A 23,417-nucleotide genomic window follows, 5' to 3' on the forward strand; every position below is an offset into this window, starting at 1 on the left:
TACCTAAGTTGAGGCTGGGTTTAAAAATGAAAAAACCGGAGAAGACAATAAGTCTGCTCCGGTGCAAAGCGTTTTTACATTTAGTTATAAAATAAAGTAATACTTATAAAGTAAAACAATGCTTAAAAGTAAATGATTTAGGCTGAGCGATTCTAGTGAGGAGATTTTTCAGTCATAACTTTGTAGATGAAGAAGCCTCCATAAAACATCATGAGACCCAGAGCCCCGAAGATTACTATCATTGAAGATAGTCCCACCGCATTACCAAATAGGAGATCTAGCCAAAAGTCCATGTGTATACCTCAAAGTTATATGACACGGGTTAGTGTATTAAGTGGTGTTATCAATTCACTGATCTGGATCAATTCTGTTTCATAAGTTAAATACTTGTTGGTAACTGTGTGTTTTTCGTCACATCAAGCGAGTTGTTGTATGTCTTTTGTTCGAACGATTGGAATTCACAATAAATATGAGAAAAAGCGCTTGCGGATAAATTCAGAATCCGTATTATACGCTCCATCGACAGGCAATCAGCCAGTTAGATATCTCGGTGAATAGCGCAGCTTGGTAGCGCATCTGGTTTGGGACCAGAGGGTCGGGGGTTCGAATCCCTCTTCACCGACCACATTTAGAAAGCCTGCTCATTGAGCAGGCTTTCGTCGTTTCAGGGGAAGGGAAATGGGATTTGAACCTAGGTGGGGTTCGCCTGATGTTCAAAATAGCTCTTCACCGACCACATAAAAGAAAGCCGTAGCACTCTTTGTAGTAGAAGGTGCTACGGCTTTTTTGCTTTCCGGTATGTACGTCATTCCCTAGAGCGAGTCGGGAATCTCTTGTTGTTCTAAATGCCCTTTATAGAGACAAGGGTTGACCCAATAGCCAGTAGCCCCAAACCTGTTTACTTGACATCACAGGTGATGTTTTTGATTGGAGTCTCTGAAGTGACAAAGCAAACATACGCTTCAGCTGGTTTATTAGGGCCTATTCGAATGTAACCTGCTTGTACTTCATCTTCGTTAAAAGTCACCGAGTGAGAGTTACCCGTCTTGCCATCGTAAAAGCTTGCTTCAAAATTACTATTCATTTGGCTTGCGATACGGTTGCGTGTTGTAGACGTCGTGAACGTAATGTTCGCGCATCGCATTGGTGGCTTCTCAGTAATCAAGAACTGTCCGCTTTCTTTATCTAAGACACCGCCTTTAGCATCAGGTTGAATATCTATAGCCTGAAACTGTTCAATGGTGCACGTTTCTTTGGCTGAGGCTATTGAGGGCATCAGCATCGTGAGGGCTAAAGGGAAAGCAAAAAGTACTGGTTTCATTCGAACAACGCCGTAGGTAGAAAGAGCGAAAGATAATAGCACCCCAATGGTGCTATTAAATGTAATGATTCTGTTATTAGGTAATGCTTATATTAGGAGAAGGTCATGGCTTCGAGTTGAACTAGCTGTCGTCACTAATCTCAAATTGACACTGAGCCTGTTGGCTTTGTGATTGTTGAGTGACATTAAAACCTTTCTCTTTTAACAAGTGTAAAAGGTTGCCTTCTCCAACTAGGTGTAAGGCACCAACCACAATCAAGTAGTTCCCTTTTGAGTCGAGTTTCCAATCATTGGCTGCTAGTTTGTTTGCCCAGTCTATGTTTCGATCGGTTAAAAATGCTTTCTCTAGTTCAGGCGACATCTCAGAGAGCTTTGCGAAGGCTTCCAGTTTTGCTAAATCACCCGCTTTCCAGCTTTCTATTAGGCAATGAACCACACGATCAGTTTGGTCAAATTCCTCAAGGCTACTGACTAACCACTCCTTACCGTCGTCCTTCTGTTTTGTCATCAAGTCTATTTGGAATTGAAGAGGCTCTAAGCTGATCACCGGGACATCTTGGATAGTCGCTTTGTAAGCTAGCGTCGCATCAACGCCTCCTGCGGACCCATAACCAAGATTTTTTAACTGCTGCATCTGTATGGAAAGAGATGTCGCCCAAGGCGGTGAGCTAAGCAGTTGTTGCGTCGGCATATCCAATGATTTTGAGATGTCGATTAATAATTGCAGCTGTTCTTCATTGAGTACATCGGCTGTAGTGAGTTTGTTGCGGGGATATACAACGCCATCAGATTTTCTGATATCCGTTTCGATAACTAACCCATCACTGTTTTTTAGCGTGTCGGTGATCGCTGAAGGAAGTGGGTACATACTATCGTCCCCAACGTGCACAGAACCTAAGATAGTGAGTGTCAGTTCATCCTTTTTTGCTTGCCAATAAAGAGGCTCGGCGAGCGCTTGCCTTGTTGAAAAAGCGAAAACGAATAAAACCATGTACCAGAGTGGGCGCAAAGGGAGCTCCTTTAGGAAGTATTAAACTCGTTAAAATCGATTTTGACGGTGTTTTTTAACGGTTTTTTTTGAGAACGATGTCACGTTGTTTGTACGAAAAGTATAACAACCCGAACAAACTCTTAAACCTTTCTCTCTATCAACGACACGATTTTATGAAATCCTTTAAAAAGATTGTGATTTAATTCTCAATTTTTACGTCAAAATTAAAATGACGGAAGTGTCGATGCTTGTAACTTGATGATTTTATTTAAATTAAATTTATCAATATTTTTGAGATTTGAAGCCGATCACTTTATTAGCTCGATTTAATTCACGGTAAAAAATAAGCCCATATAGTTTATCTAACTTTCGAAGCGCTCCAATTTGCTTCTTACTCAATTTTTAATTTATGGGTGAATACGATGTTGAAGAGAAACTTACTATCTGTAGCGGTATTGGCTGGCCTAACAGGTTGTGCAGTAACGCAAGCACCAGAACAAAAAGTAGTGAATGCACTGGCTGATAATCTTGATGTTCAGTACGAAATTCTAACTAACCATGGTGCGAATGAAGGCTTGGCTTGTCAGGACCTAGGTGCTGAATGGGCGTCATGTAATAAAGTGAACATGACGCTAACCAATGACGGTGAAGCGATTGACTCTAAAGATTGGAGCATCTACTTCCACAGTATTCGTCTTATTTTAGATGTTGATAATGAGCAATTTAAGATCACTCGCGTTACTGGTGACCTTCACAAGCTAGAACCTACTGAAAAATTTGACGGCTTTGCGGCTGGTGAAGAAGTGGTTCTTCCGTTAACGAGTGAATACTGGCAACTGTTTGAAACTGACTTTATGCCAGGTGCATTCGTGACGGCGCCAAACGCAGAACCTAAGATGATTGCATCATTGAATACAGAAGATGTTGCATCGTTCGTAACCGGCCTTGAGGGTAATAACCTTAAGCGTACGCCTGATGATAATAACGTAATGGCGACAGCGGTGACGCGTTTTGAAAAGAATGCTGATCTAGCAACTCAAGATGTATCAACAACGCTATTGCCAACGCCAATGTCGGTAGAAGCGGGTGAAGGTTCAGTAAGTATTGCTGGTGGTATTGCTTTACCAAAAGACGCATTCGACGCTGATCAGTTCGCTGCAATTGAAGAACGTGCAGATGTGGTAAACGTAGATGTGAGTGGTGACCTTCCTGTAAGTGTTGCCGTTGTTCCTACTCAGTTTACGGGTGATTTAGCAAAATCTGGCGCTTATGAACTAAGCATCTCGGAAGAGGGGATTGCGATTAAAGCGTTTGATAAAACGGGTGCTTTCTACGCAGTTCAGTCTATTTTTGGCCTAATAGATAGTCAGAACGCTGAATCATTACCACAACTGTCGATCAAAGATGCACCGCGCTTTGATTACCGTGGTGTGATGGTGGATGTAGCTCGAAACTTCCACTCAAAAGATGCCATCCTAGCAACGCTAGACCAAATGGCGGCATACAAGATGAATAAACTGCACCTTCACCTAACAGATGATGAAGGCTGGCGTTTAGAAATTCCAGGTTTACCAGAGCTAACGGATGTAGGGTCTAATCGTTGTTTTGATTTGGAAGAGCAAAGCTGTTTACTGCCTCAGCTAGGGTCAGGTCCAACAACAGACAACTTTGGCTCTGGTTTCTTTAGTAAAGCGGATTACGTCGAGATCTTAAGCTACGCAAAAGCGCGCAGCATCGAAGTAATTCCAGAAATTGATATGCCAGCACACGCTCGTTCTGCTGTGGTGTCGATGGAAGCGCGTTACACTCGTCTAATGGCGGAAGGTAAAGAAGCGGCAGCAAATGAATACCGCTTGATGGATCCACTAGATACATCGAACGTAACCACGGTTCAGTTCTACGATAAGCAAAGCTTCATTAACCCATGTATGGAATCTTCGACGCACTTTGTTGATAAAGTGATCTCTGAAGTGGCAGCAATGCACCAAGAAGCGGGTGTTCCGCTAACGACTTGGCACTTTGGTGGCGATGAAGCGAAAAACATCAAGTTAGGCGCTGGCTTACAAGATATTAATGCAGAAGATAAAGTGGCTTGGAAAGGTAACATTGACTTGTCTAAGCAAGATAAGCCATTCCAACAGTCTCCACAATGTCAGAAATTAATTGCAGACGGTACAGTAAGTGATTTCGGTCACCTGCCAAGCCACTTTGCAGAAGAGGTGTCTAAGATTGTTGCTGAGAAGGGCATTCCAAACTTCCAAGCTTGGCAAGATGGCCTTAAGTACAGTGAAGGTGAGAATGCGTTCGCAACAGAAAACACACGCGTTAACTTCTGGGACGTTCTTTACTGGGGGGGCACATCATCAGTGTACGAGTGGTCTAAGAAAGGTTACGACGTGATCGCTTCTAACCCAGACTACGTGTACATGGACTTCCCATATGAGGTTGACTCGAAAGAGCGTGGTTACTATTGGGGTACTCGTGCAACCGATACTCGTAAAATGTTTGGTTTTGCACCAGAGAATATGCCTCAAAACGCGGAAACATCTGTAGACCGCGATGGCAACGGCTTTATTGGCAAAGGTGAAATCGAAGCGAAACCTTTCTACGGTCTATCAGCACAGCTTTGGTCTGAGACAGTACGTAACGATGAGCAATATGAATACATGGTGTTCCCTCGCGTACTAGCAGCAGCAGAGCGCGCATGGCACCGAGCAGATTGGGAAAACGACTACAAGGTTGGCGTTGAATACTCTCAAGAAACTAACCTAGTGAATAAGCAAGCGCTAAACAGCGACTTCAATCGCTTCGCCAATATCGTGGGTCAACGTGAACTGGCTAAGCTTGAAAAAGCGGGCATTGATTACCGACTACCCGTGCCGGGCGCTCTGGTTGTGGATGGTAAGTTAGCGATGAACGTTCAATTCCCAGGTGTAGAGCTTCAATACTCAGCAGATGGTGAAAAGTGGCTAACGTATGATGAGCAACAACGTCCATCGGTCTCTGGTGAAACTTACATCCGCTCTATTTCAGAAAGTGGTGAGAAAGTAAGTCGAGTTACCTCAGTTAAATAATCGATAAGCACTATTAGTAAAAGAGCTCCTGACCTTTATCTTATTCAAGATAAAACGGGAGCTCTTTTTGTTTGATGCGAATTAGGTGTTTATCCAAAACTGAAACATATAGAAATCGCCTTTGTTTATATCGTCAACAATGCACATAAGGTGACTTTAATCCCAAAAGTGACGCGCTTCTCATTATTCTCTTCAAAAAATAAGTCCCCTGTAAAAAACTCTAAATCAGATGTGATTCAACTATCTGAATCTAATTTTTCTTCATGAAATAACGTGATCCCGATCTGTATATTTTTCCATCTTGAGTTTTTTATCAATTTTTATGTTTTTAAATTATTGATTTTAAAGAGTTAAATAACTTGTCTTTTTTTGATAGTGAGAGGGATCACTCTGTCGCCCCTTTTATTTTGAAACGCAAATTAATTCGAGCAACATAGATTTCATGCCAGGGAGGCGACCAACTACTCAAGCGGTGAAGGTGAATGATGTACCGAAGATATGCCGCTGAAAAAATCAAACTAAGGCAGTTTACTATGAAAAAAATTATCGCTCTAAGTGCTCTTTCTCTTGCTTTCGCTTCTAGTGCTTTTGCTGGTTCTTCTTACGTTACAGGTAACGTTCAATTTCACTCTGATTTCCAACCAAACGCTACGTCTACGCTAGAAGCGGGCCACACGTTTGATTCAGGTACAACGCTACTAACAGAGTTTGATGGTATCTCTCTTGGTAAGTACGACAACGACGCAATCCAAGATAGCGGTCTAGGTAACTCTCCATACATCACTCTTGGTGTTGAGCAGATGTACAACATCAACGACAACCTATGGGTTGCTGCTGGTTACCACCACCTACTAAACAACGGCGAAACGGTTCAGTATCGTCCATTAGTTAAGATCGGTTATAACTTCGACAACGGTATCTCTATCAGCAACCGTACTCGTTACCACGCAATGGAAGACAGCAAAGCTGACGACCAAACTCGTTTTGATAACCGTATCGGCTATGCAGTAAATGCTGAACTAGCGCTTAGCTACAACAACGTATACGTAATCAGCGATGCTGACAACACAATGGACCACGAGCTTCGTGCTACATGGACTCGTCAAGGTGTTCAACCTTACTTTGAGTACCGTAACCAAGCTGATAATGCTAACAACGCATTCGTATTCGGTGCTTCTTACGGCTTCTAAGCTGATTCGCTTAGCTGCTTAAGCTGAGTGAACTTCTTTGTTAAATAGCTTGCTAGCTAATTAGCGAGGGGAACATAGCGGCACTAACAGCCCGGTTAGTGCCGCGACAAGATTTGCTTTACTGTCCAAAAGCAAAGAGCCTAGCAAGTAAACCACAGTCTTGGGTTTACTGAATGCTAGGCTCTATTTTTATGACTTCTTTTTTATAGTTGTGTGTTGGTCTGTTTAGGTTCTATTTCCCGTTGTAGTGACGGTATTCAAACACCTGACCTTTTTCATTAAACACATACACAGAATACTCGTCTTTCTTATCGCCATACTCCATGCCTGGTGAGCCCATTGGCATACCCGGAACCGCCAAACCAATCGCATTACGTGGTGGGTTTTCTAAAAAGGCTTTTACGTCTTCTGCTGGAATGTGACCTTCAAATACATAACCGTCGATCTCTGCGGTGTGGCAAGAAGACAGCTCTTGTGTTACGCCTAACTTTTGCTTGATAGGGTTCATATCATCGTGGAGCTTCTCTGTTACATCGAACCCGGAATCACGCATATGCTCCGTCCATTCAGTGCAGCAGCCGCAATATGGAGATTTATGGTTTAGCACATCAGTAGCCAAAGCCTGTCCTGAAATTGCAGCGAGTGCAGTAAGAGTCATAACTTTACGAATCATGGTTAACCTCATGAATATGGTTATTATTGATATTAGAATGAGTGGGTTTGAACAATCTCAGCCTGTTGGCGTTGCTTACCACAGTAATTGACGACATCGCCATTGCTGCACCTGCAACTACTGGGCTAAGCAAAAATCCAAAAAGTGGGTAGAGCACACCGGCTGCTATTGGAATGCCTAGCGAGTTGTAGATGAAGGCACCAAATAGGTTTTGCTTCATGTTTCTTACGGTCGCTTGAGATAGCTCGATCGCGTTGCTTACAGACAGTGGCGACGAGTTGAGGAGTGTCATTTGTGCACTTTCAATCGCAACATCACTGCCACTGCCCATTGCGATACCTATGTCGGCCTGAGCAAGCGCTGGTGCATCGTTAATGCCATCTCCAACCATAGCCACACTCTTATATTGTTGTTGAAGCTGAACAATATGCTGAGCTTTCTGCTCTGGTAGTACTTCCGAGATAACCTCATCAATACCGACGCTTTTGCCAATCGCTTGAGCAACAGAATCGTTGTCGCCTGTTAATAGCACAGTGTGAATTCCGGCGGATTTTAGTTGAGCAATGGCTTGTGTGCTATCTATTTTTAACGCGTCTGAAATGCCTAATATGCCTACCAGTTTTTGGTCGATGACTACGAAGATTGGCGTCCATGCTTGTGTACGGCAAAGTTCGATAAAGTCACGGCCTATTTGAGTATCAATACCAAGTTGGGTTAAGTATTTAAGAGAGCCGACTTGGACGTGTTTTCCGTTAATGTTGGCTTGTACTCCAAGGCCTCGGCGGTTTTCAAAGTCGCTGTGTGGGAGTGCTGAAACATGCAAGCTCTCTGCATATTGGCAAACGGCTTTGGCGAGTGGGTGCTCAGACCCTACTTCCACTGAATAAGCGTAAGCCAGTAATTCCCGTTCCGTTAGATTAGGGTAAAACGCCTGCTGAACGCTTGGTTTACCTTGGGTTAGAGTGCCTGTTTTATCAAATACAACAGCATCGATTTTGCTTGCAGATTGCAACACATCGGCGTCTTTGATCAGAACGCCAAACTCAGCCGCTTTACCAACGCCAACAGTAATCGAAAGCGGTGTGGCTAAGCCTAATGCACATGGACAAGCGATGATCAGCACAGTGGTCGATACAACAAGCATGTAACTTGCACTTGGCTGTGGGCCTACAAAAAACCAAACTAGGGCTGCAACAGCTGCGATCGCGACTACAACTGGTACGAAAATGGCAGATATAGAATCGGCTAGTTTCGCAATTGCTGGTTTGCTGCTTTGTGCTTGGCGAACCATTTGAATGATTCTAGCCAACATGGTGCTTGAGCCAATTCCTGTCGCTTCAATAACTAAGCTGCCATCACCATTAATAGTGCCCGCTGAAACGCCATCACTCATCGATTTAACGTTGGGAAGTGGTTCACCGGTCAACATGGATTCATCGATGTAAGACTCACCCGATACCACAACACCATCAACTGGCACTTTCTCACCCGGTTTGACGCGTACTTGCATGCCTACTTGGATAGCTTCTACAGCAATAGTTTGTTCTTTGCCATCGACAATCACCACCGCTTTTTGAGGTTGTAGGTTAATCAAAGCTTGTAGTGATTTTGTGGTGCGAGCTTTGGCTTTGGCTTCAATGTAGTGGCCCAAAGAAATTAGACCAACGATCATCGCACTTGCCTCAAAGTAGACATGGCGAGAGGCCTCAGGGAACCATGACGGAATCAACACAACTAGCATGGAGTAGAACCATGCTGCGCCTGTACCCAAAGCAACTAACGTATCCATGGTCGCGCGCTTGTGCATCAGTGATTGCCAAGCATTGGTGAAGAAGCTACGACCTGAAGTGGCTAGCAGCACTAAACAGATCACACCGACTAACCCCCAAGCCAGTTGGTCGTTAAACGTGGCAATGGTCATGCTGCCGCCGAACACTCCCCAAGCCATCAGCGGAGCCCCAAGCAGTAGCGCACTTACTGAATTTCTCAGGAAGGCCTGTTGAGTACGAAGTTGTTGCTCTTGCTGTTTTTGTTGTTGTGTTGCTGCATCGTCAACAAACTCGGCGCCATAACCTGCAGCTTTCACCGATTGGATGAGTTCGTTTTCGATCAGGTCACGTGTTTGAGAGGTGAAAACCAAGGCTGTTTGCTCGGCGAGGTTGATCTGAACTTGATCGACGAATTCATTCTTTTTCAGTGCTTTTTCGACTGAAGAAACACAACTCGCACACGTCATCCCCTTAAGAACAAGGTGATAAGTATATTGACTCGCAACGGGTTCAGTAGGCATTGTTTTTGTAGATGCAGATTCTTTATCTTCTTCTAAATCCGAACTCGGTGAGAGGTCATTCGCTTCAGAGTAGGGAGCTGCGTGATAACCCGCGCTTTCGACCAACTCAATCACCTCGGATTCAGAAAGTAGAGTGACTAGTGCTAATTCTTGTTTGCTGACTTCTAGGTTTGAGGTTTGCTCGGTTTGTTCAAGTGCTTGAGTCAGCTTGCTAACGCACTTACCGCAGCTAAGACCGGATAACGAAAGGTGCAGTTTATTGCCCATGCTATAACCAAGCGTCGCCAACTGTTCGTTGAGTTGAACGTAATTAATTGGAGTCGAAATATCGATGTAGGTCGGCGATATATCATTGATCGTCGTATTGTCGAGTTCAGCAAACAGGGTGCGGACTTTCTTCGCACAACCCATGCAATTTAAGCCGTTGAGCGCGGTTGTGTAGTGGTTCATATCGATACTCCAATTCTCATCTACGCCTAACATAAACCTTCCCGTAAGGGTAAGGTCAAACATAAATTCAAGAATTTGATCTTAGTGGTGCATTAGCTGGTGGATTCAATTTGGGAATGAGAGAGGGGAATAAAGAATGTGCGACTATAATCTACAGGCTAATACCATCGATTTGCTACTTTGAAGACGTACTTAGTCTTTCAATAACAGCTTTCGTACAACAACAGTGCATTAATCATTCACTACTGATTGTAGATTTAAGCGGTGGTGATAAAATAGCGCCCAAAATTTAGTGATATTTTTCTGTTACAGGTTTTGTAATGGCGAGCACTAAAAGAATCACCTACATAATCAAGGTATTTAAATGACGGTTAAAACTCGTTTTGCTCCTAGCCCAACTGGCTATCTTCACGTTGGTGGTGCACGTACTGCACTTTACTCTTGGCTATTCGCTAAAAACCAAGGCGGTGAATTCGTTCTACGTATCGAAGACACAGACCTTGAGCGTAACTCTCAAGAAGCGGTTGATGCAATTCTAGAAGGCATGCAATGGATGGGTATGGAATGGGACGAAGGTCCTTACTACCAATCTAAGCGTTTTGACCGTTACAACGAAATGGTTGATAAGCTACTTGCTGAAGACAAAGCATTCAAATGCTACGCGTCTAAAGAGCTGCTTGATGAAATTCGTGCAGAGCAAGAAGAAAACAAGGAAATGGCTCGCTACGATGCTAACCACCCTAAAATTGTTGCAGCAAACGAAGCAGCAAAAGAAGGCGATGCGTGCGTTATCCGTTTCCGTAACCCTAAAGAAGGCAGCGTAGTATTTGATGACCAAATCCGTGGTCGCATTGAAATCGCAAACAGCCAACTTGATGACCTGATCATTCGTCGTACAGACGGTGCACCAACTTACAACTTCGTAGTAGTAGTGGATGACTGGGACATGGGTATCACACACGTTGTTCGTGGTGAAGACCACATCAACAACACACCTCGTCAAATCAACATCTATGAAGCACTAGGCGCGCCAGTTCCAACGTTCGCTCACTGTGCAATGATTCTTGGTGATGACGGTGCGAAACTTTCTAAGCGTCACGGTGCTGTTTCTGTAATGCAATACCGCGATGAAGGTTACCTACCAAATGCATTAAACAACTATCTAGTTCGTTTAGGCTGGTCTCACGGTGACCAAGAGATCTTCTCTCAAGAAGAGATGATTGAATTCTTCAGCCTGAACGCTATCAGCAAGTCTGCTTCTGCATTCAACACTGATAAGCTACTTTGGTTGAACAACCACTACATCAAGACATCTGAGCCTGAGTACGTTGCAAAATACCTGCAATGGCACCTAGACGCACAGAAGATCGATACAACAAACGGTCCAGCTATCACTGAAGTGATCAAGCTAGTTGGCGAGCGTTGTAACACGCTTATCGAACTTGCTGAGCAATCTCGTTACTTCTACGAAGATTTCTCTGAGTTTGAAGCTGGCGCGGCTAAGAAGCACCTACGTGGTGTTGCTAAAGGCCCATTAGAGCTTGCTCTTGCTAAGGTTGAAGCACTTGAAGATTTCACGACTGCAAACATCAAAGATGGTGTGATTGCAGCGGTATGTGAAGAGCTAGAGATCGGCATGGGTAAAATCGGCATGCCACTTCGCGTAGCAGTAACAGGTGGCGGTCAGTCTCCTTCTGTTGATGCAGTGATGGAGCTTGTTGGTAAAGAGCGCGTAATCGCTCGTATCAAGATGGCTCTTGAGTTCATCGCTGAGCGTGAAGCTAACGCTTAATTTGAGCGATTGATAGAATCAAAAAAGGGTCAGTAACTTGGTTACTGGCCCTTTTTATTTACTTAGCGTTTTATGTAGCTAAGCTTAGACTTTCTTGAAGATGATAGAGGTGTTGATTCCACCAAAAGCAAAGTTGTTGCTCATCAAGTATTCAACATCCAATTCGCGACCTGAGCCCGTGATGTAATCGAGCTTGCCGCACTGTTCATCGACATTCTTAAGGTTTAGGGTTGGGCTGAACCAACCGCTATGCATCATCTCTAGGCTGAGCCACGCTTCAATTGCACCACACGCACCAAGCGTATGGCCAAAGTAACTCTTAAGAGAGCTGATTGGTACTTCACCAAAGATATTCGCTGTCGCGTTACTCTCTGCAATATCACCTTTTTCAGTCGCAGTACCGTGCGCAGAAACATAGCCAATCTTCTCAGCTGGAAGTTGTGCGTCTCTCAATGCTTTCTCCATACAGATTTGCATGGTTTCCATCTGAGGTTGAGTCACATGAGCCGCATCACAGTTGCTCGCAAAACCTATGATTTCTGCGTAGATCTTTGCGCCACGAGCAACAGCATGTTCGTACTCTTCAAGGATCAGGGTTCCAGCGCCTTCGCCGATAACCAAGCCATCACGCTCGCTGTCGTATGGGCTAGGGGATTTCTTGGGTGTGTCGTTTTTTAAACTGGTAGCGAAAAGGGTATCGAAAACGGCAGACTCAGTTGGGCATAACTCTTCACCACCACCGGCAACCATTACGGTTTGGTAACCATGCTTGATCGCTTCATAGGCGTAACCAATGGCTTGGCTTCCTGAAGTACAGGCGCTGCTGGTGGGAATCACGCGGCCACGCAGACCAAAGAACAGACCTACGTTTACCGCGGCTGTGTGTGGCATCATTTGAACGTAAGTGGTTGCTGTGATTGCTCGTGTCGACTTCTCGTTCAGCATTACTCCGAAAGCACCAACCGCATCGGTACTGCCAGTTGAAGAGCCGTAAGCGATACCAGTTTCGCCATTGGTCAATACATCGTGACCAATTAAGCCGGCTTGCTCCAATGCATTCTCAGTCGCAACGGTAGCTAGGCGTGATACACGGCCCATGCCACGCACTTGCTTACGCTTGTAGTGTTTAGGCAGTTGGAAGTCATCAATAGGCGCGGCAAGTTTTGTGTTGAGACCATCATATTGCTCGAAGCTTGGCATATATTGAGTCGCATTTTCACAGGCCTTTAGCTTAGGCTCTATCTGTTGCCAGTCGTTACCAAAAGCAGTAACACCAGACATGCCAGTTACAACAACGCGGCGGGTCATACTAAGCCTCCATTTACTGAAATCACTTGGCGAGTTACGTAGCCTGCAATATCAGACATTAGGTAGCTGACTAGACCAGCCACTTCTTCCGGCTCACCCATACGGCGCAGTGGTACTTGAGGAAGTGCATGATCTTTGACGTGCTCATCAACCATGCCTGTGTCAATTAAGCCAGGAGCGACACAGTTTACCGTGATCTTGCGCTTTGCGAGTTCTAGAGCAAGAGACTTAGTCGCGCCAATTACACCAGCTTTTGCTGCCGCATAGTTAGTTTGACCGCGGTTACCCATAATGCCTGATACAGACGCTAGAGTGACGATACGGCCACCTTTACGCTTTTGAACCATAGGCATTACACAAGGGTGAAGTACGTTGTAGAAGCTATCTAGGTTGGTATGGATCACACCATCCCACTCTTCTTCCGTCATCGCGGGGAATGCAGTGTCACGAGTAATGCCCGCGTTGTTCACTACACCATAGTAAGCACCATGTTCAGCGATATCAGACTCAAGCTTTTCGCGACACTCGCTGCGGTTGCTGATATCAAATTGGATAAGACGTCCAGCGCCACCTTGCTCGGTGATCGATTGTAGAGTCTCCTCAGCACCTTGCTTGTCACCCATGTAATGAACGGCGATTTCAAATCCGTCTTTCGCGAGTTGAATAGCGATCGCTTTACCAATGCCTTTGCTGGCACCAGTGACTAAAACCTGACGGGTCATGATGGGCTCCTAGTTTTCATTTCTTGTAATTTTTGTTCGGTCGGCACGTAGACGTTGAGTTGGCATTGAGCCACTAACTCACCTCGGTCTTCGACTCTTGCGGTAAACACAGCCATACCGTTGTCTTCCATCATCTGTTCGGCGTAGATATCAAGGGTCTGACCTTGAGTAAACTCATCACACAGTGATTTATAGCGACGAGAGCCGAGTAAGAATCCGATTGGGGGCGTGGTGCCGTTTTTAAGTGCGTGATATCCAGACCATGCCGCTACAGACTGCGCCATAAACTCGATGCCAACATATGCTGGTACCGTTTGAGATTCGGCGTCAAAGAACAGATTATGGTCACCAATATCGACCTGACAGTGGATCGACAACGCTTCTACGCTGATAGCACGATCGATTAATATCATCGGATCATCGTGAGGGAGAAGTTGGTCTACAGAAGGGATATCAGTCATTTACTACACCAAAAATCAGGCTAATGTTGTTGCCACCAAAAGCAAACGAGTTGCTTAAGATGTTCTTTGCTTTAAGTTTCTGTGAACAGTTTACCAAATCAATCTCAATATCTTCAGCTTTATCCTGACATTTTTGTAAGGGAAGCGGTAAGTCATATTTCAAAATATGCCACGCAATTGCAGCCTCAATCGCACTTGCTGCGCCTAGAGTATGCCCGGTCAGCGGTTTGGTAGAACTGACGGGAACCTTGTTTGCAAAAATACGATGAATGGCTTTACTTTCCATCGAGTCATTGAGTGGCGTTGCTGTACCATGTGCATTGATATAACCAATGTCTTCTGCGTTTAACTGTGCAGAATGTAACGCTTTTTTCATTGCTTGTTCAGCACCATTGCCTTCAGGGTGAGGCGCTGAAATGTGGTGTGCATCAGAGCTGTCCCCACAGCCCAATAAGGCAATGTTTGACGTGTCTTGTGCTGCATTAACACCGGCTAACTTTGTTTTGTTGAGCAACATAAATGCCGCTGCTTCTCCTATGTTGATACCATCTCGGGTTGCACTAAATGGCTTACAATGTGTTGTTGAGAGTGCTTCAAGGCCGTGGAAACCATTGAGTGTCAGCTTACACAAGGTATCCACACCACCCACTAACACGGCATCAGCCATACCTGAATCTAATAAGCGCTGGGCGGTCAGAAATACGCGGCCACTGGATGAGCAAGCCGTAGATATTACGTAGTTTGGCCCCGTTAATGCGCAATACTGGCTAACGAACTCTGAGGTATCACCAAGCTCTTGTTTTGAGTAATGGTAATCTGCTGGAAACTCGCCGTTTGCCAATTTTTGTTTGAAGGCTGCTTCACCATCGGAGATCCCAGAGGTGCTGGTGCCAATAACAACAGCAATTCTATCTGCGCCAAACTGAGATTTGGCTTGCTCGATAGAATCTTCAATTTGGTGAAGAGCCGACAGCGCCAGTTGATTGTTGCGAGTGGCGTATTGCGTAAGATCTGAAGGAATCGGTGGTAGTTCACCCGCGATCTGACCAACGACAGTATGTTTACCATCGTTCAGCATATCGTGCACTTCGACCATATTTGATTCACGCTCGTCTTTCAGACAGCCATGAATATCGGTAACCTCAGAGCCTAGCGCTGAGTGGAAACCACAGTCTTGTATGTAAATAGGCATAGTGTTCAACTCTTACTTGGATTGTCGACAATCGTTGAGTTCAACGTTTGTATGGTGATGTTGTAGCCCTGGGTCAAATGTTTGAAAACAATGTCGCCTGCCGTTTTGTGTGTACCAGGATCTGTTTGGTAATCAATTTGAATGATTGCCTGTTGGTTTTCATCAAATACGGTTCTTGTTTTGTCGGTATCGACTAGGTGCCAACCTATGCTTTGTAAAGGCTGAGCCCATGCTTCAGCCGGCCATAAGGTAAGCATTAAATTAAATAGCACCTGTTCAGGTTGTGGCAAAGTTGCGCCAAGCCCAGACAAAACCTGCGTATCAATTACTTGATTCTGGTATTGCAGCGATAGAATGCGAGTACCCCAAGAGGAGAACCCCGCCAAAACCACTTTACCCGGTGTGACTTCGACTTGAACCGGAAGCTGCTGTGTATCATTTTCCCACGTAGCGCTAATCAACTGACTGGCTGTTAATGAGTATCCCAGTTCAGCTGGCAGTGGTAGTGCTAGATCGGTGTCTTGATCGATAGACACGCTCGCACCACTTGGCTGCTGAGAAACCATCGAGCAGGCACTCATTAGAATGCCCACTAGTATGGCGAAGGTTACCTTTAATGTCTGGATCATCTAAAAGCCTCTCGAGTAATTGGTCCTTCTACGTTTTTACTACTGTTGATCGCGAGTGGAGAAAGCAGCCAAGCGACAAAGATCCCTGTCAGAACCGTCACCCCGAAGCTATGAATAGCATGAGTCTGGCTCAGCGACAGTAAGCCGAATGAAAGTAGTGTTGTGAGACCTGACAAGGTGATCGCTAATAAGGTGCTCAGCGATTTCTTTTGCTCAGCAAAGAACAGGGTGTAGTCTATGCCAATCCCTAAAATCAGAATCAAACCAAGCAGGTTAAATAGGTTCAGTGTCGAGCCTAAAACTCCGGTCACCGCCAAACCTGCTACGCCTGCAATCAATGAAGGCAACAGCATTAACAGGCTTTGCTTCACACCATAGCGCCAGCCTAACAGCATGCCAATAGCTGCCAATGCTATCAATAACAGCTCGGTAATCTTGACGCGGTACTCAGCAAAAAGAGAGGAGATTTCATCCGCTTTATTGAGGTGTTTCACACCTTGCTTCTGAGCAAAATCTGACTCCAACCACTGTGAGAACAGCTCAGCATCAGTGACGTCTTTTATCAAAATGACCGACGCTGCTTGCCCGTCGATAGGTTTTAACCAAAGTGGTCGAACGGGTTCTGATACCGGAGACTCCAAAAATCCAGATACTGTGATTGGTTCGAATTTTGGTAGTTCTGGAAAGGTAGACCAACCGAAAGAGCTTTGTAATATATGACTTTGTTGGCTATAGAGTTGTTCAACCAACTGATAGTTATCATGCTGTTCTTGTTTACTTAACAAGTGTTGATTGATGCTGCGATACCCGGAGATACCTTGGCTATTGACCAGCGAATCTAAGCTTGTGGTGATTTCTGTCAATTTTTTGAGTAGCTTTTGGTCGCTCTGAGCTGTGACCAAAAGCATATTTTGACCACTGCCTAACCCTGATATCTCAGTAATGGCTTGCTCTTGTTGTTTGAGTTGTTCGGGCATAGCCTGAAGCTGGCGAATATCGTCGTCGTAACGAATTTGACTGAGTGACATCAAGCTAACGGCAGTCACTGTTAACGGTAAGCCAATTCTAAATTTTTGGTTGCTCCAAAGGCTCAACCAAGTATGCCAAAGTTTCGACAGGGGAAGAGGGCGCTCTTGGCCTGGTTTTACCGCTAAAACGGGGTACCAGCACACCACACTGGCGTAAGCTGCGATCAGTCCAATCGACGAAAACAGAGCCAGTTGCTGCAAGCCTGGGAATGGCGCAACCAGTAGCCCTAAGTATCCGATTAAGCTGGTGATTAAACCTAGAGTGATGGCAATGAAAATATACTTTAGGCCTTTATCGCTCTGCCAGTGGCTTCCTGCGGCCAAACGGTCAGTGAGATAGTGAAAAGAGTAATCGATGGATACGCCAATCAAGCTAGCGCCAAACACCAAGCTGAATAGATGCACCTTACCAAAGATAGCGACAGTGCTTGCCAGTGCAACCAATAATCCTGTACTGATTGAGAGTAAAGATAAGGCAAGTGGTAGTGCACTACGAAATGTCAGCCACACCAATAAAATAACGCCTGCCAATGAGCCCAAACCAATGGTACTGATTTCTGATTTCGCGCTTTCGGTACCGTAATTGGCGTAGAACACCACACCAGTATGCTGCACCTTGACGCCAAATTGTTTTTCGACCTCGCGCTCAATTGAATCAAGATCTGGAAGTTGTTCTTGAATCGCCAAGCTATAAGGTGAGCCCGCCAGAGTAGCCGTGACTAAAATATGAGTTTGCTCATTCGACTGGGCCGTGAGATAGCCCTCTTTCAGAACAAAGTTACTTGATTGGACGCCAACAGCACTGATGTAGTCGCGAAATAACAAGAATGGGTCGAGAGATAACTCTGCTGCAGTGACGCCTGAGAATGGATTGTACAGAGACTGAATGACATATTGAGCTCGCGAATCAGGCGAGTGTGTCAGCGTCTCTTTTTGTTGTTGGGTCAGCAGTTGAGATCGGTGACGAAAATAGAAATCGCTCCACTGGCTTTGAGTGCTGGCGTTGATTTTACCTTGAACTTGCTTAAACAGAGTTGGCTGACTTGAAAAAGTTCTTTGGTTGAGAGCTTTTTCAAAAGCGTCAGTCGCAACCATGGTTTGTTCGATATCGGGAGCGCTTATGATAAATACCACTTGCTCGCTCATTGAGCTGGATATCTGCTGAAAGGCTTGCTCTACCATTGGGTCTTGCTGATTTTCGGGCAGTAACTTTAGAATGTTGCTTTCAATCGGTACCGACGAAGAAAAAGCGAATTGTTTGATCAACAACCCGCTAAATAGCATTACAACAACAAGCCAAACAAGGGCAAGACTAGAGTTGGAATTGTTTCGCTTCAGCATCTGATAATACTTCCGGTAGATGGCTTAACTGGCTAAATTCGATCACCGTGCTGTCTCCACGAATCTCTCTCAACTCAATACGTTCAATATCATTTTTACCTTGCAGCGTAATGGCTTCAAACACCGCGTTCATCGGAGCACTTTTCGGCTTTAGAGTGAGTGTCCATCGTGTGTCTTGTGAACTTGCGTTTGCACTTTCATCAGTGTTTGTAGTGGTTGCAGGCTCAAAGTCGAGTGAGAATTGTTCTTGGAGTTTTTGCGTATCCCCGTGGAACACCGATAAGAATATATGGCTGAAATAAAACGCCATTGGGTTTTCTTTGTCGGTGATGATTTTAGCGGGTTGATCAGCAAACCTTTGGCTCAGTTTGTTATCGGTTAGCACCAAGCTAACAGGAAAGGGGGTAGTTTGTGTCCAAAGCAAACCATTCGACTTGTCTAACAGGAAAGTACCTTGTGATGTTAGAGGCTGGGCGAACATTTCCATGTTGCGCGTTTGGGTGAACTCACCACGCACTATGTTGTTTGCGCTTAATACTGTTTGCAGATCTGAAATAGAACCAACCGTAGCTGTACTTTCATTAGCAATAACAAAACTACTCGCCATCATTGAGGCAAGCCCTAGTAGTGCGATGCTTATGTGTTTGCGACTGCGTTTAAACAGACTCATGTTTCACCTGCTGCTGTGTGTTAGATACTTGAGGTTGGTCTGATTGTTGGTCGCTTGGTTGCTGCTCAGTTGATTGGGGTAAGCAGCCAAACTGGTGCCAGTACTCGACTTTATCTGTAAACACTTTCGGTGAAGCGAAGCACATCTCTTGTTCTTCAATGGTCACCGCAACCTGCATTGTGTGGGCGCGTGTCATGCGAGCACCTGTGTTGGCATCGTGAATTTCGTAGTCAACACGCAGGCGGTTTTCCCATTCAGTCAACTTAGCCGATACTTTGATCTGATGATTGAACGGTATCGCCTTAATGTACTTTACACGCGTGTCGATGATCGGCCACATGTAGCCTGAGTCCTTCATCTCATGGTAGTTGTACTCAATCTTATCCATCATGATGCGCCTTACTTCTTCAAAAAATCGGAAGTAATTACCGTGATAGATCACGCCCATCGGGTCGGCATCTTGGAATGAGGTAATCAGAGTCACCTCAGATTGTAATGGATGAAGGATTTCAGACATAAATCACTCTCAACAATATTGCGTAAAGGGTTGGCTACTTTATGAAGTTAGCTACTTTATGAGGTTAGCTACTCTATGAGTAAAGTGACCAGTGCTGACTTTGAATACGAGCAATGAAGTGGCGTAGATCGCCTTCAAGTGGTCGATCTTCTACGATAAATTCAAACTCTTTGAGCACTTCGTCGCGAATGTGCTTGAGGTTCTCACTCATGTGGTGCTCATCAAGCTCATTGTGGCGCTTACGAAGTTCGAGTGCTTGTGTCCCCGCCAGTAGTGACGCTGCTGCCACTTGTTCGGTTAGCTCTAGAACGCGTAAACAGTCACGAGCTGCGATGGTGCCCATACTCACTTTATCTTGGTTGTGACACTCGGTTGAGCGAGAGAATACGCTTGCTGGCATGGTGTGTTTCAATGCTTCTGCTGTCCAAGCTGAAACGCCAATCTGTACTGCTTTAAAGCCGTGGTTGATTGGCTTACGTTCGCCTTCAGCACCCGTTAGGTTGAATGGCAAACCGTTGTTGAACTTGTAGTCCATCAGCTGAGCCATTTGACGGTCAAGCAGATCAGCAAGGTTCGCAACTGCAGTTTTTAACGTATCCATCGCCATTGCAATGTGTCCACCGTAGAAGTGTCCACCATGCAGTACGCGTTCATTATCACCATCGATAATCGGGTTGTCGTTGGCACTGTTTAGCTCATTCTCGATCATTTGGCGTAGCCAAGGCAGAGAGTCTTGAACCACGCCGATAACATGTGGAGCACAGCGCAGAGAGTAACGATCTTGGAGTCGATCACTGTTACGTGGCGGGCGATCCGCTTGCAGATCATCACGCAGCCATGCCGCAACTTGCTGCTGGCCTGGATGTGGTTTAACAGCAAATAGCGCTTCATCGAAGTGGAAGTCATTGCCATGCATGCCGACAGATACCATTGCGGTGATCTTAGTTGATAGCTGAGCTAGATATTCTGCGCGCTTGTAGGCGATACAAGCCAGTGCCGTCATCACTGATGTACCATTCATCAATGCTAAGCCTTCTTTTGGCTTGAGTTTGATAGGGCTAATGCCTAGCTCTTTGTAGACGTCACTGGTTGGGCGAATTTCACCCTTGTAGATAACATCGCGCTCGCCGATCAGGGCTGCAGCTAAGTAAGACAGAGGCGTCAAGTCGCCACTAGCACCAACAGAACCTTCTTGCGGAATACGCGGTGAAATATTTTGGTTGATCAGGGTAACGATTTGATTGAGCAGATCGTGAGTCACACCAGAGACACCTTGCGACAACGAACAAAGACGCGTTGCTAATACTGCACGAGCTTGCTCATGAGACAGTATTTCACCCAAGCCACAACCGTGGAAGCGTGTTAGATGCAATGGTAATTCATCAACAAGGTTTGGTGGAATTGCTACGGTACATGAATCTCCGTAACCCGTTGTCACGCCATAAATCACGCCTTCTTCTTTCAACAGGCGTTCTAAGAAAGCGACACCTCGGTCGATCTTAGATGTGAACTCGTTACTTGAATTCATCGAGGCTTTTGCGCCCTGTGAGATAGCGACAACATCCTCAATCGTGAGGCGTTCGGCACCAAAAGTGATGCTATTTGGATTCTTTTTCGTCATGGTGCTGGTTGCTCAATGTCCAAAAGTTAAAAAAGTTGTACCACTGAAGCGGTGCTTGCAGTGTGTAGTGCTGAAGTCGGTCTGCGTATTTCTGTACGACTTGCTGTAAAGATTGTTCGCGAGTCTTTCTTGGTAGCTCGATTTTGTCGCTAAAATGCTCGAAATAGACATTAAAATGCGGCTTAGATTGTGAGTCGTCACGTAGGCCAAACAGTAAAAATACGGGTGCTTTTAGCACAGAGGCTAACATAAATGGACCTTGAGGGAATGGAGCTTCCTTACCTAAGAACTCAGCCCATACTGAGCGGCTCTCTTTGCTGGTGGAAGTTCTATCGCCAACAATGACGATCCATTCTCCTTGCTCCAACTTCTGTTGTAATAAGATAGCCGTATCTGGCCCCATTGATGTCACTTGAATCAGGTTTAAATCAGACTGCGGGTTAACTGCTTTCATTACTGAATTAAAACGTTCAGCGTGCTCAGTGAAAACCAGAGCGTTGATTTTAATGTTCGAGTGTCTGCGACCCAAAGCTCGGCACAGCTCAATATTGCCAAGGTGAGATCCAAGGATTAGCACACCTTGCTTATTTGCCACCATGCTCTCGAACTGGTCTTGGCCATTAATAGTCAGGTTATCTGCCGAGAAATCACCTTTCCATGCCGCGAGCTTGTCGAGCATCGTATGGCCAAATGAAAGCAGATGGTTGTAACTGGTTAATTCTCCGGGGAGCTCAATATTTTGCTGTTCCGCATAGGCTTTTAATTGGAATAGATATTGTTCGGAAGCGTTTCGCGCACGCTGGCCCGTCAAGTGGTAGTAACGCATCACACCACGCAGAATGAGGTTGAACACACCGCGACCTAACAAGGTATAAATGGCTAATAACAGCTTAATGCCTAATACAGTGCCGCGTTCTTGAGTGCGGGACCAGTGTGGTTGTTCAGAAGCTTGCGGCTCTGAATCAGTCGATAAATTTGGGTTATTATCAGCTGAATCGGATTTGAAATGGCGAGCAATCAGTTTTGGTGCTCTTGGCAGCATGCCGAAGAATAGACGTGTATGCATCCAACTGATTTTGACGTTATCCCACAGCGCATCGAAATGAGAGATGCCGTTCTCAGGATAGATAACGCGCGTTTCAACGAAGTCTATGTCGCAACCTTCCCAATACAGGCGAACCAAAATCTCGATATCGAAGTCCATTCTCGAACCAACATCGTACTTATTCAACACAGTTTGAGTTTGGTTGATAGGATACGCTCTAAAGCCACACATGCTGTCTTTAATTGATAAAGAAAGGGTTTCTATCCATACCCAGATATGTGTCGCGTAGCGCCCATAGAGCCTTGCTTTGGGTACGCTGTCGTCGTAGATAGGCTGGCCTGATATCAGACGTTGTGGCTTAGCTTGTGAGGCCTCAATCAATGTTGGCAAGGCTTCCAGGTCGTGTTGCCCATCAGCATCTATCTGAATAGCGTGGCTAAAGCCTAGTTGCTGCGCTTTTTTGATTCCGGCTTTTACTGCGCCGCCTTTACCTTGGTTCTGTTCAAGCGTCACCAAGGTTACGTTTGAATTCTCTGCTAGGGGAGACAGAAACTGTTTTGTTGTGAGTTCACTGCCATCGTCAACGATGATGATCGGTAACTCAAAATGATGGAGTGACGACACCACAGCCGGCATGGTTGCACCATGGTTAAAGCACGGGATAAGGAAGCAAGCCTTGTAGCTGCTTTCTTTTGTGTGGTGTTGAGAAGTAGCCTCGACGGGAGTGCTATTCACTTTTCTCTCCCAGCTTCATTTTGCCTGAAGAGTGGGTCTGTTCACCGTTGTTTGAGGTGTAACTGAAGCTCAGCTTGTCTTTGTCAGCATCCCATTTGAGTGATAGCTGGATTGTAGCATCAGGCAGGATAGGCTCTTGGAACTTGATGACTTCCATTCCTTTAAAGAAACCAGGAACGCCTAACTCTTGGATTGCGTAGTGAAGTGCCCAATCAATTTGCGTGACGCCAGGTAGAATAGGGAAGCTCTTGAAGTGCCCCTTAAAATCGGTGATATCTCCGCTAACATGAAGTGTCAGGGTCGATTCATTTTCTACCGTGTCTACAGCAATGATGTTTGGTTTTCTTTTATCCATAGGGCGTGCTTA

Annotated in this window: 19 protein-coding genes and 1 tRNA gene; 4 read left to right on the forward strand and 16 right to left on the reverse strand. The window is 45.3% G+C overall.

All coding sequences use genetic code 11. The features are described from left to right. Positions 1-152: 152 nt before the first annotated feature. The gene (locus BCV39_RS11805; protein WP_017062321.1) at positions 153-293 is read right to left on the reverse strand and encodes a DUF3149 domain-containing protein; all 141 of its coding nucleotides are present in this window, start codon (positions 291-293) and stop codon (positions 153-155) included. A 255-nt stretch (positions 294-548) separates the two neighbouring features. Here BCV39_RS11805 and BCV39_RS11810 point away from each other — a divergent pair. Beyond that, a tRNA-Pro gene (locus BCV39_RS11810) sits at positions 549-625 on the forward strand. Positions 626-898: 273 nt separating this feature from the next. Here the strand turns inward: BCV39_RS11810 and BCV39_RS11815 are convergent. Beyond that, a complete protein-coding gene (locus BCV39_RS11815; RefSeq protein WP_102431666.1) occupies positions 899-1,321 on the reverse strand; it encodes a hypothetical protein in 423 nt (140 codons plus the stop codon). Between the two features lie 121 nt (positions 1,322-1,442). Further along, positions 1,443-2,330 (reverse strand): TraB/GumN family protein, encoded by an 888-nt coding sequence (locus BCV39_RS11820; protein ID WP_102431665.1) that lies wholly within the window; start codon positions 2,328-2,330, stop codon positions 1,443-1,445. Positions 2,331-2,734: 404 nt separating this feature from the next. Between BCV39_RS11820 and BCV39_RS11825 the strand changes: the two genes are divergently transcribed. Next, positions 2,735-5,386 carry a beta-N-acetylhexosaminidase gene (locus BCV39_RS11825; protein WP_102431664.1) on the forward strand — a complete coding sequence of 884 codons (2,652 nt, stop codon included), beginning with the start codon at positions 2,735-2,737 and terminating at the stop codon, positions 5,384-5,386. A gap of 533 nt (positions 5,387-5,919) precedes the next feature. Next, on the forward strand, positions 5,920-6,576 hold the full coding sequence (locus tag BCV39_RS11830) for an oligogalacturonate-specific porin KdgM family protein (protein WP_019824160.1): 657 nt from the start codon (positions 5,920-5,922) through the stop codon (positions 6,574-6,576). Between the two features lie 232 nt (positions 6,577-6,808). Here BCV39_RS11830 and BCV39_RS11835 read toward each other — a convergent pair whose 3' ends face one another. Then, entirely contained in the window at positions 6,809-7,249 is a 441-nt protein-coding gene (locus BCV39_RS11835) for a DUF411 domain-containing protein (protein WP_102432348.1), read from the reverse strand. Further along, a complete protein-coding gene (locus BCV39_RS11840) occupies positions 7,239-10,022 on the reverse strand; it encodes a heavy metal translocating P-type ATPase (RefSeq protein WP_102432349.1) in 2,784 nt (927 codons plus the stop codon). Before BCV39_RS11840 ends, BCV39_RS11835 begins: the two co-directional genes overlap by 11 nt. A 331-nt stretch (positions 10,023-10,353) precedes the next feature. Between BCV39_RS11840 and gltX the strand changes: the two genes are divergently transcribed. Beyond that, positions 10,354-11,781: a glutamate--tRNA ligase gene (gltX, locus tag BCV39_RS11845; protein ID WP_017069020.1), complete on the forward strand. Its 1,428-nt coding sequence runs from the start codon at positions 10,354-10,356 to the stop codon at positions 11,779-11,781. Positions 11,782-11,865: 84 nt separating this feature from the next. Here the strand turns inward: gltX and BCV39_RS11850 are convergent, their stop codons facing one another. The 11 genes from BCV39_RS11850 to BCV39_RS11900 form a co-directional block, all read right to left on the reverse strand. Then, positions 11,866-13,089 carry a beta-ketoacyl-ACP synthase gene (locus BCV39_RS11850; RefSeq protein WP_017062286.1) on the reverse strand — a complete coding sequence of 408 codons (1,224 nt, stop codon included), beginning with the start codon at positions 13,087-13,089 and terminating at the stop codon, positions 11,866-11,868. Next, positions 13,086-13,811, reverse strand: coding sequence for a 3-ketoacyl-ACP reductase FabG2 (locus tag BCV39_RS11855; RefSeq protein WP_019824153.1), 726 nt, complete (start codon positions 13,809-13,811; stop codon positions 13,086-13,088). The genes BCV39_RS11850 and BCV39_RS11855 overlap by 4 nt, the downstream gene beginning before the upstream one ends. Beyond that, on the reverse strand, positions 13,808-14,272 hold the full coding sequence (locus BCV39_RS11860) for a hotdog family protein (protein ID WP_057622866.1): 465 nt from the start codon (positions 14,270-14,272) through the stop codon (positions 13,808-13,810). Before BCV39_RS11860 ends, BCV39_RS11855 begins: the two co-directional genes overlap by 4 nt. Continuing rightward, the gene (locus BCV39_RS11865) at positions 14,265-15,464 is read right to left on the reverse strand and encodes a beta-ketoacyl-[acyl-carrier-protein] synthase family protein (RefSeq protein ID WP_102432350.1); all 1,200 of its coding nucleotides are present in this window, start codon (positions 15,462-15,464) and stop codon (positions 14,265-14,267) included. Before BCV39_RS11865 ends, BCV39_RS11860 begins: the two co-directional genes overlap by 8 nt. A gap of 5 nt (positions 15,465-15,469) precedes the next feature. Continuing rightward, positions 15,470-16,093: a DUF3261 domain-containing protein gene (locus BCV39_RS11870; protein ID WP_048659797.1), complete on the reverse strand. Its 624-nt coding sequence runs from the start codon at positions 16,091-16,093 to the stop codon at positions 15,470-15,472. Further along, positions 16,090-18,462 (reverse strand): MMPL family transporter, encoded by a 2,373-nt coding sequence (locus tag BCV39_RS11875; protein ID WP_102432351.1) that lies wholly within the window; start codon positions 18,460-18,462, stop codon positions 16,090-16,092. The genes BCV39_RS11870 and BCV39_RS11875 overlap by 4 nt, the downstream gene beginning before the upstream one ends. After that, the gene (locus BCV39_RS11880) at positions 18,434-19,132 is read right to left on the reverse strand and encodes an outer membrane lipoprotein carrier protein LolA (protein WP_102432352.1); all 699 of its coding nucleotides are present in this window, start codon (positions 19,130-19,132) and stop codon (positions 18,434-18,436) included. The genes BCV39_RS11875 and BCV39_RS11880 overlap by 29 nt, the downstream gene beginning before the upstream one ends. After that, positions 19,119-19,649 carry an acyl-CoA thioesterase gene (locus BCV39_RS11885; RefSeq protein WP_102432353.1) on the reverse strand — a complete coding sequence of 177 codons (531 nt, stop codon included), beginning with the start codon at positions 19,647-19,649 and terminating at the stop codon, positions 19,119-19,121. Before BCV39_RS11885 ends, BCV39_RS11880 begins: the two co-directional genes overlap by 14 nt. A 73-nt stretch (positions 19,650-19,722) precedes the next feature. Next, positions 19,723-21,270 carry an aromatic amino acid ammonia-lyase gene (locus BCV39_RS11890; RefSeq protein WP_048659799.1) on the reverse strand — a complete coding sequence of 516 codons (1,548 nt, stop codon included), beginning with the start codon at positions 21,268-21,270 and terminating at the stop codon, positions 19,723-19,725. After that, on the reverse strand, positions 21,248-23,050 hold the full coding sequence (locus BCV39_RS11895) for a glycosyltransferase family 2 protein (RefSeq protein ID WP_102432354.1): 1,803 nt from the start codon (positions 23,048-23,050) through the stop codon (positions 21,248-21,250). Before BCV39_RS11895 ends, BCV39_RS11890 begins: the two co-directional genes overlap by 23 nt. Then, positions 23,043-23,405 carry a 3-hydroxyacyl-ACP dehydratase gene (locus BCV39_RS11900; protein WP_048659801.1) on the reverse strand — a complete coding sequence of 121 codons (363 nt, stop codon included), beginning with the start codon at positions 23,403-23,405 and terminating at the stop codon, positions 23,043-23,045. Before BCV39_RS11900 ends, BCV39_RS11895 begins: the two co-directional genes overlap by 8 nt. Between the last annotated feature and the right edge of the window lie 12 nt (positions 23,406-23,417).

Source organism: Vibrio sp. 10N.286.55.E10, assembly GCF_002872555.1.
Taxonomy (GTDB): Bacteria; Pseudomonadota; Gammaproteobacteria; order Enterobacterales; family Vibrionaceae; genus Vibrio; species Vibrio crassostreae.

Bases quoted from the DNA above. Each gene is read 5' to 3' on its own strand.
- BCV39_RS11805 (WP_017062321.1), bottom strand. From the start codon at position 293: ATGGACTTTTGGCTAGATCTCCTATTTGGTAATGCGGTGGGACTATCT.
- BCV39_RS11815 (WP_102431666.1), bottom strand. From the start codon at position 1,321: ATGAAACCAGTACTTTTTGCTTTCCCTTTAGCCCTCACGATGCTGATG.
- BCV39_RS11825 (WP_102431664.1), top strand. From the start codon at position 2,735: ATGTTGAAGAGAAACTTACTATCTGTAGCGGTATTGGCTGGCCTAACA.
- BCV39_RS11830 (WP_019824160.1), top strand. From the start codon at position 5,920: ATGAAAAAAATTATCGCTCTAAGTGCTCTTTCTCTTGCTTTCGCTTCT.
- BCV39_RS11835 (WP_102432348.1), bottom strand. From the start codon at position 7,249: ATGATTCGTAAAGTTATGACTCTTACTGCACTCGCTGCAATTTCAGGA.
- BCV39_RS11840 (WP_102432349.1), bottom strand. From the start codon at position 10,022: ATGTTAGGCGTAGATGAGAATTGGAGTATCGATATGAACCACTACACA.
- gltX (WP_017069020.1), top strand. From the start codon at position 10,354: ATGACGGTTAAAACTCGTTTTGCTCCTAGCCCAACTGGCTATCTTCAC.
- BCV39_RS11850 (WP_017062286.1), bottom strand. From the start codon at position 13,089: ATGACCCGCCGCGTTGTTGTAACTGGCATGTCTGGTGTTACTGCTTTT.
- BCV39_RS11855 (WP_019824153.1), bottom strand. From the start codon at position 13,811: ATGACCCGTCAGGTTTTAGTCACTGGTGCCAGCAAAGGCATTGGTAAA.
- BCV39_RS11860 (WP_057622866.1), bottom strand. From the start codon at position 14,272: ATGACTGATATCCCTTCTGTAGACCAACTTCTCCCTCACGATGATCCG.
- BCV39_RS11865 (WP_102432350.1), bottom strand. From the start codon at position 15,464: ATGCCTATTTACATACAAGACTGTGGTTTCCACTCAGCGCTAGGCTCT.
- BCV39_RS11870 (WP_048659797.1), bottom strand. From the start codon at position 16,093: ATGATCCAGACATTAAAGGTAACCTTCGCCATACTAGTGGGCATTCTA.
- BCV39_RS11875 (WP_102432351.1), bottom strand. From the start codon at position 18,462: ATGCTGAAGCGAAACAATTCCAACTCTAGTCTTGCCCTTGTTTGGCTT.
- BCV39_RS11880 (WP_102432352.1), bottom strand. From the start codon at position 19,132: ATGAGTCTGTTTAAACGCAGTCGCAAACACATAAGCATCGCACTACTA.
- BCV39_RS11885 (WP_102432353.1), bottom strand. From the start codon at position 19,649: ATGTCTGAAATCCTTCATCCATTACAATCTGAGGTGACTCTGATTACC.
- BCV39_RS11890 (WP_048659799.1), bottom strand. From the start codon at position 21,270: ATGACGAAAAAGAATCCAAATAGCATCACTTTTGGTGCCGAACGCCTC.
- BCV39_RS11900 (WP_048659801.1), bottom strand. From the start codon at position 23,405: ATGGATAAAAGAAAACCAAACATCATTGCTGTAGACACGGTAGAAAAT.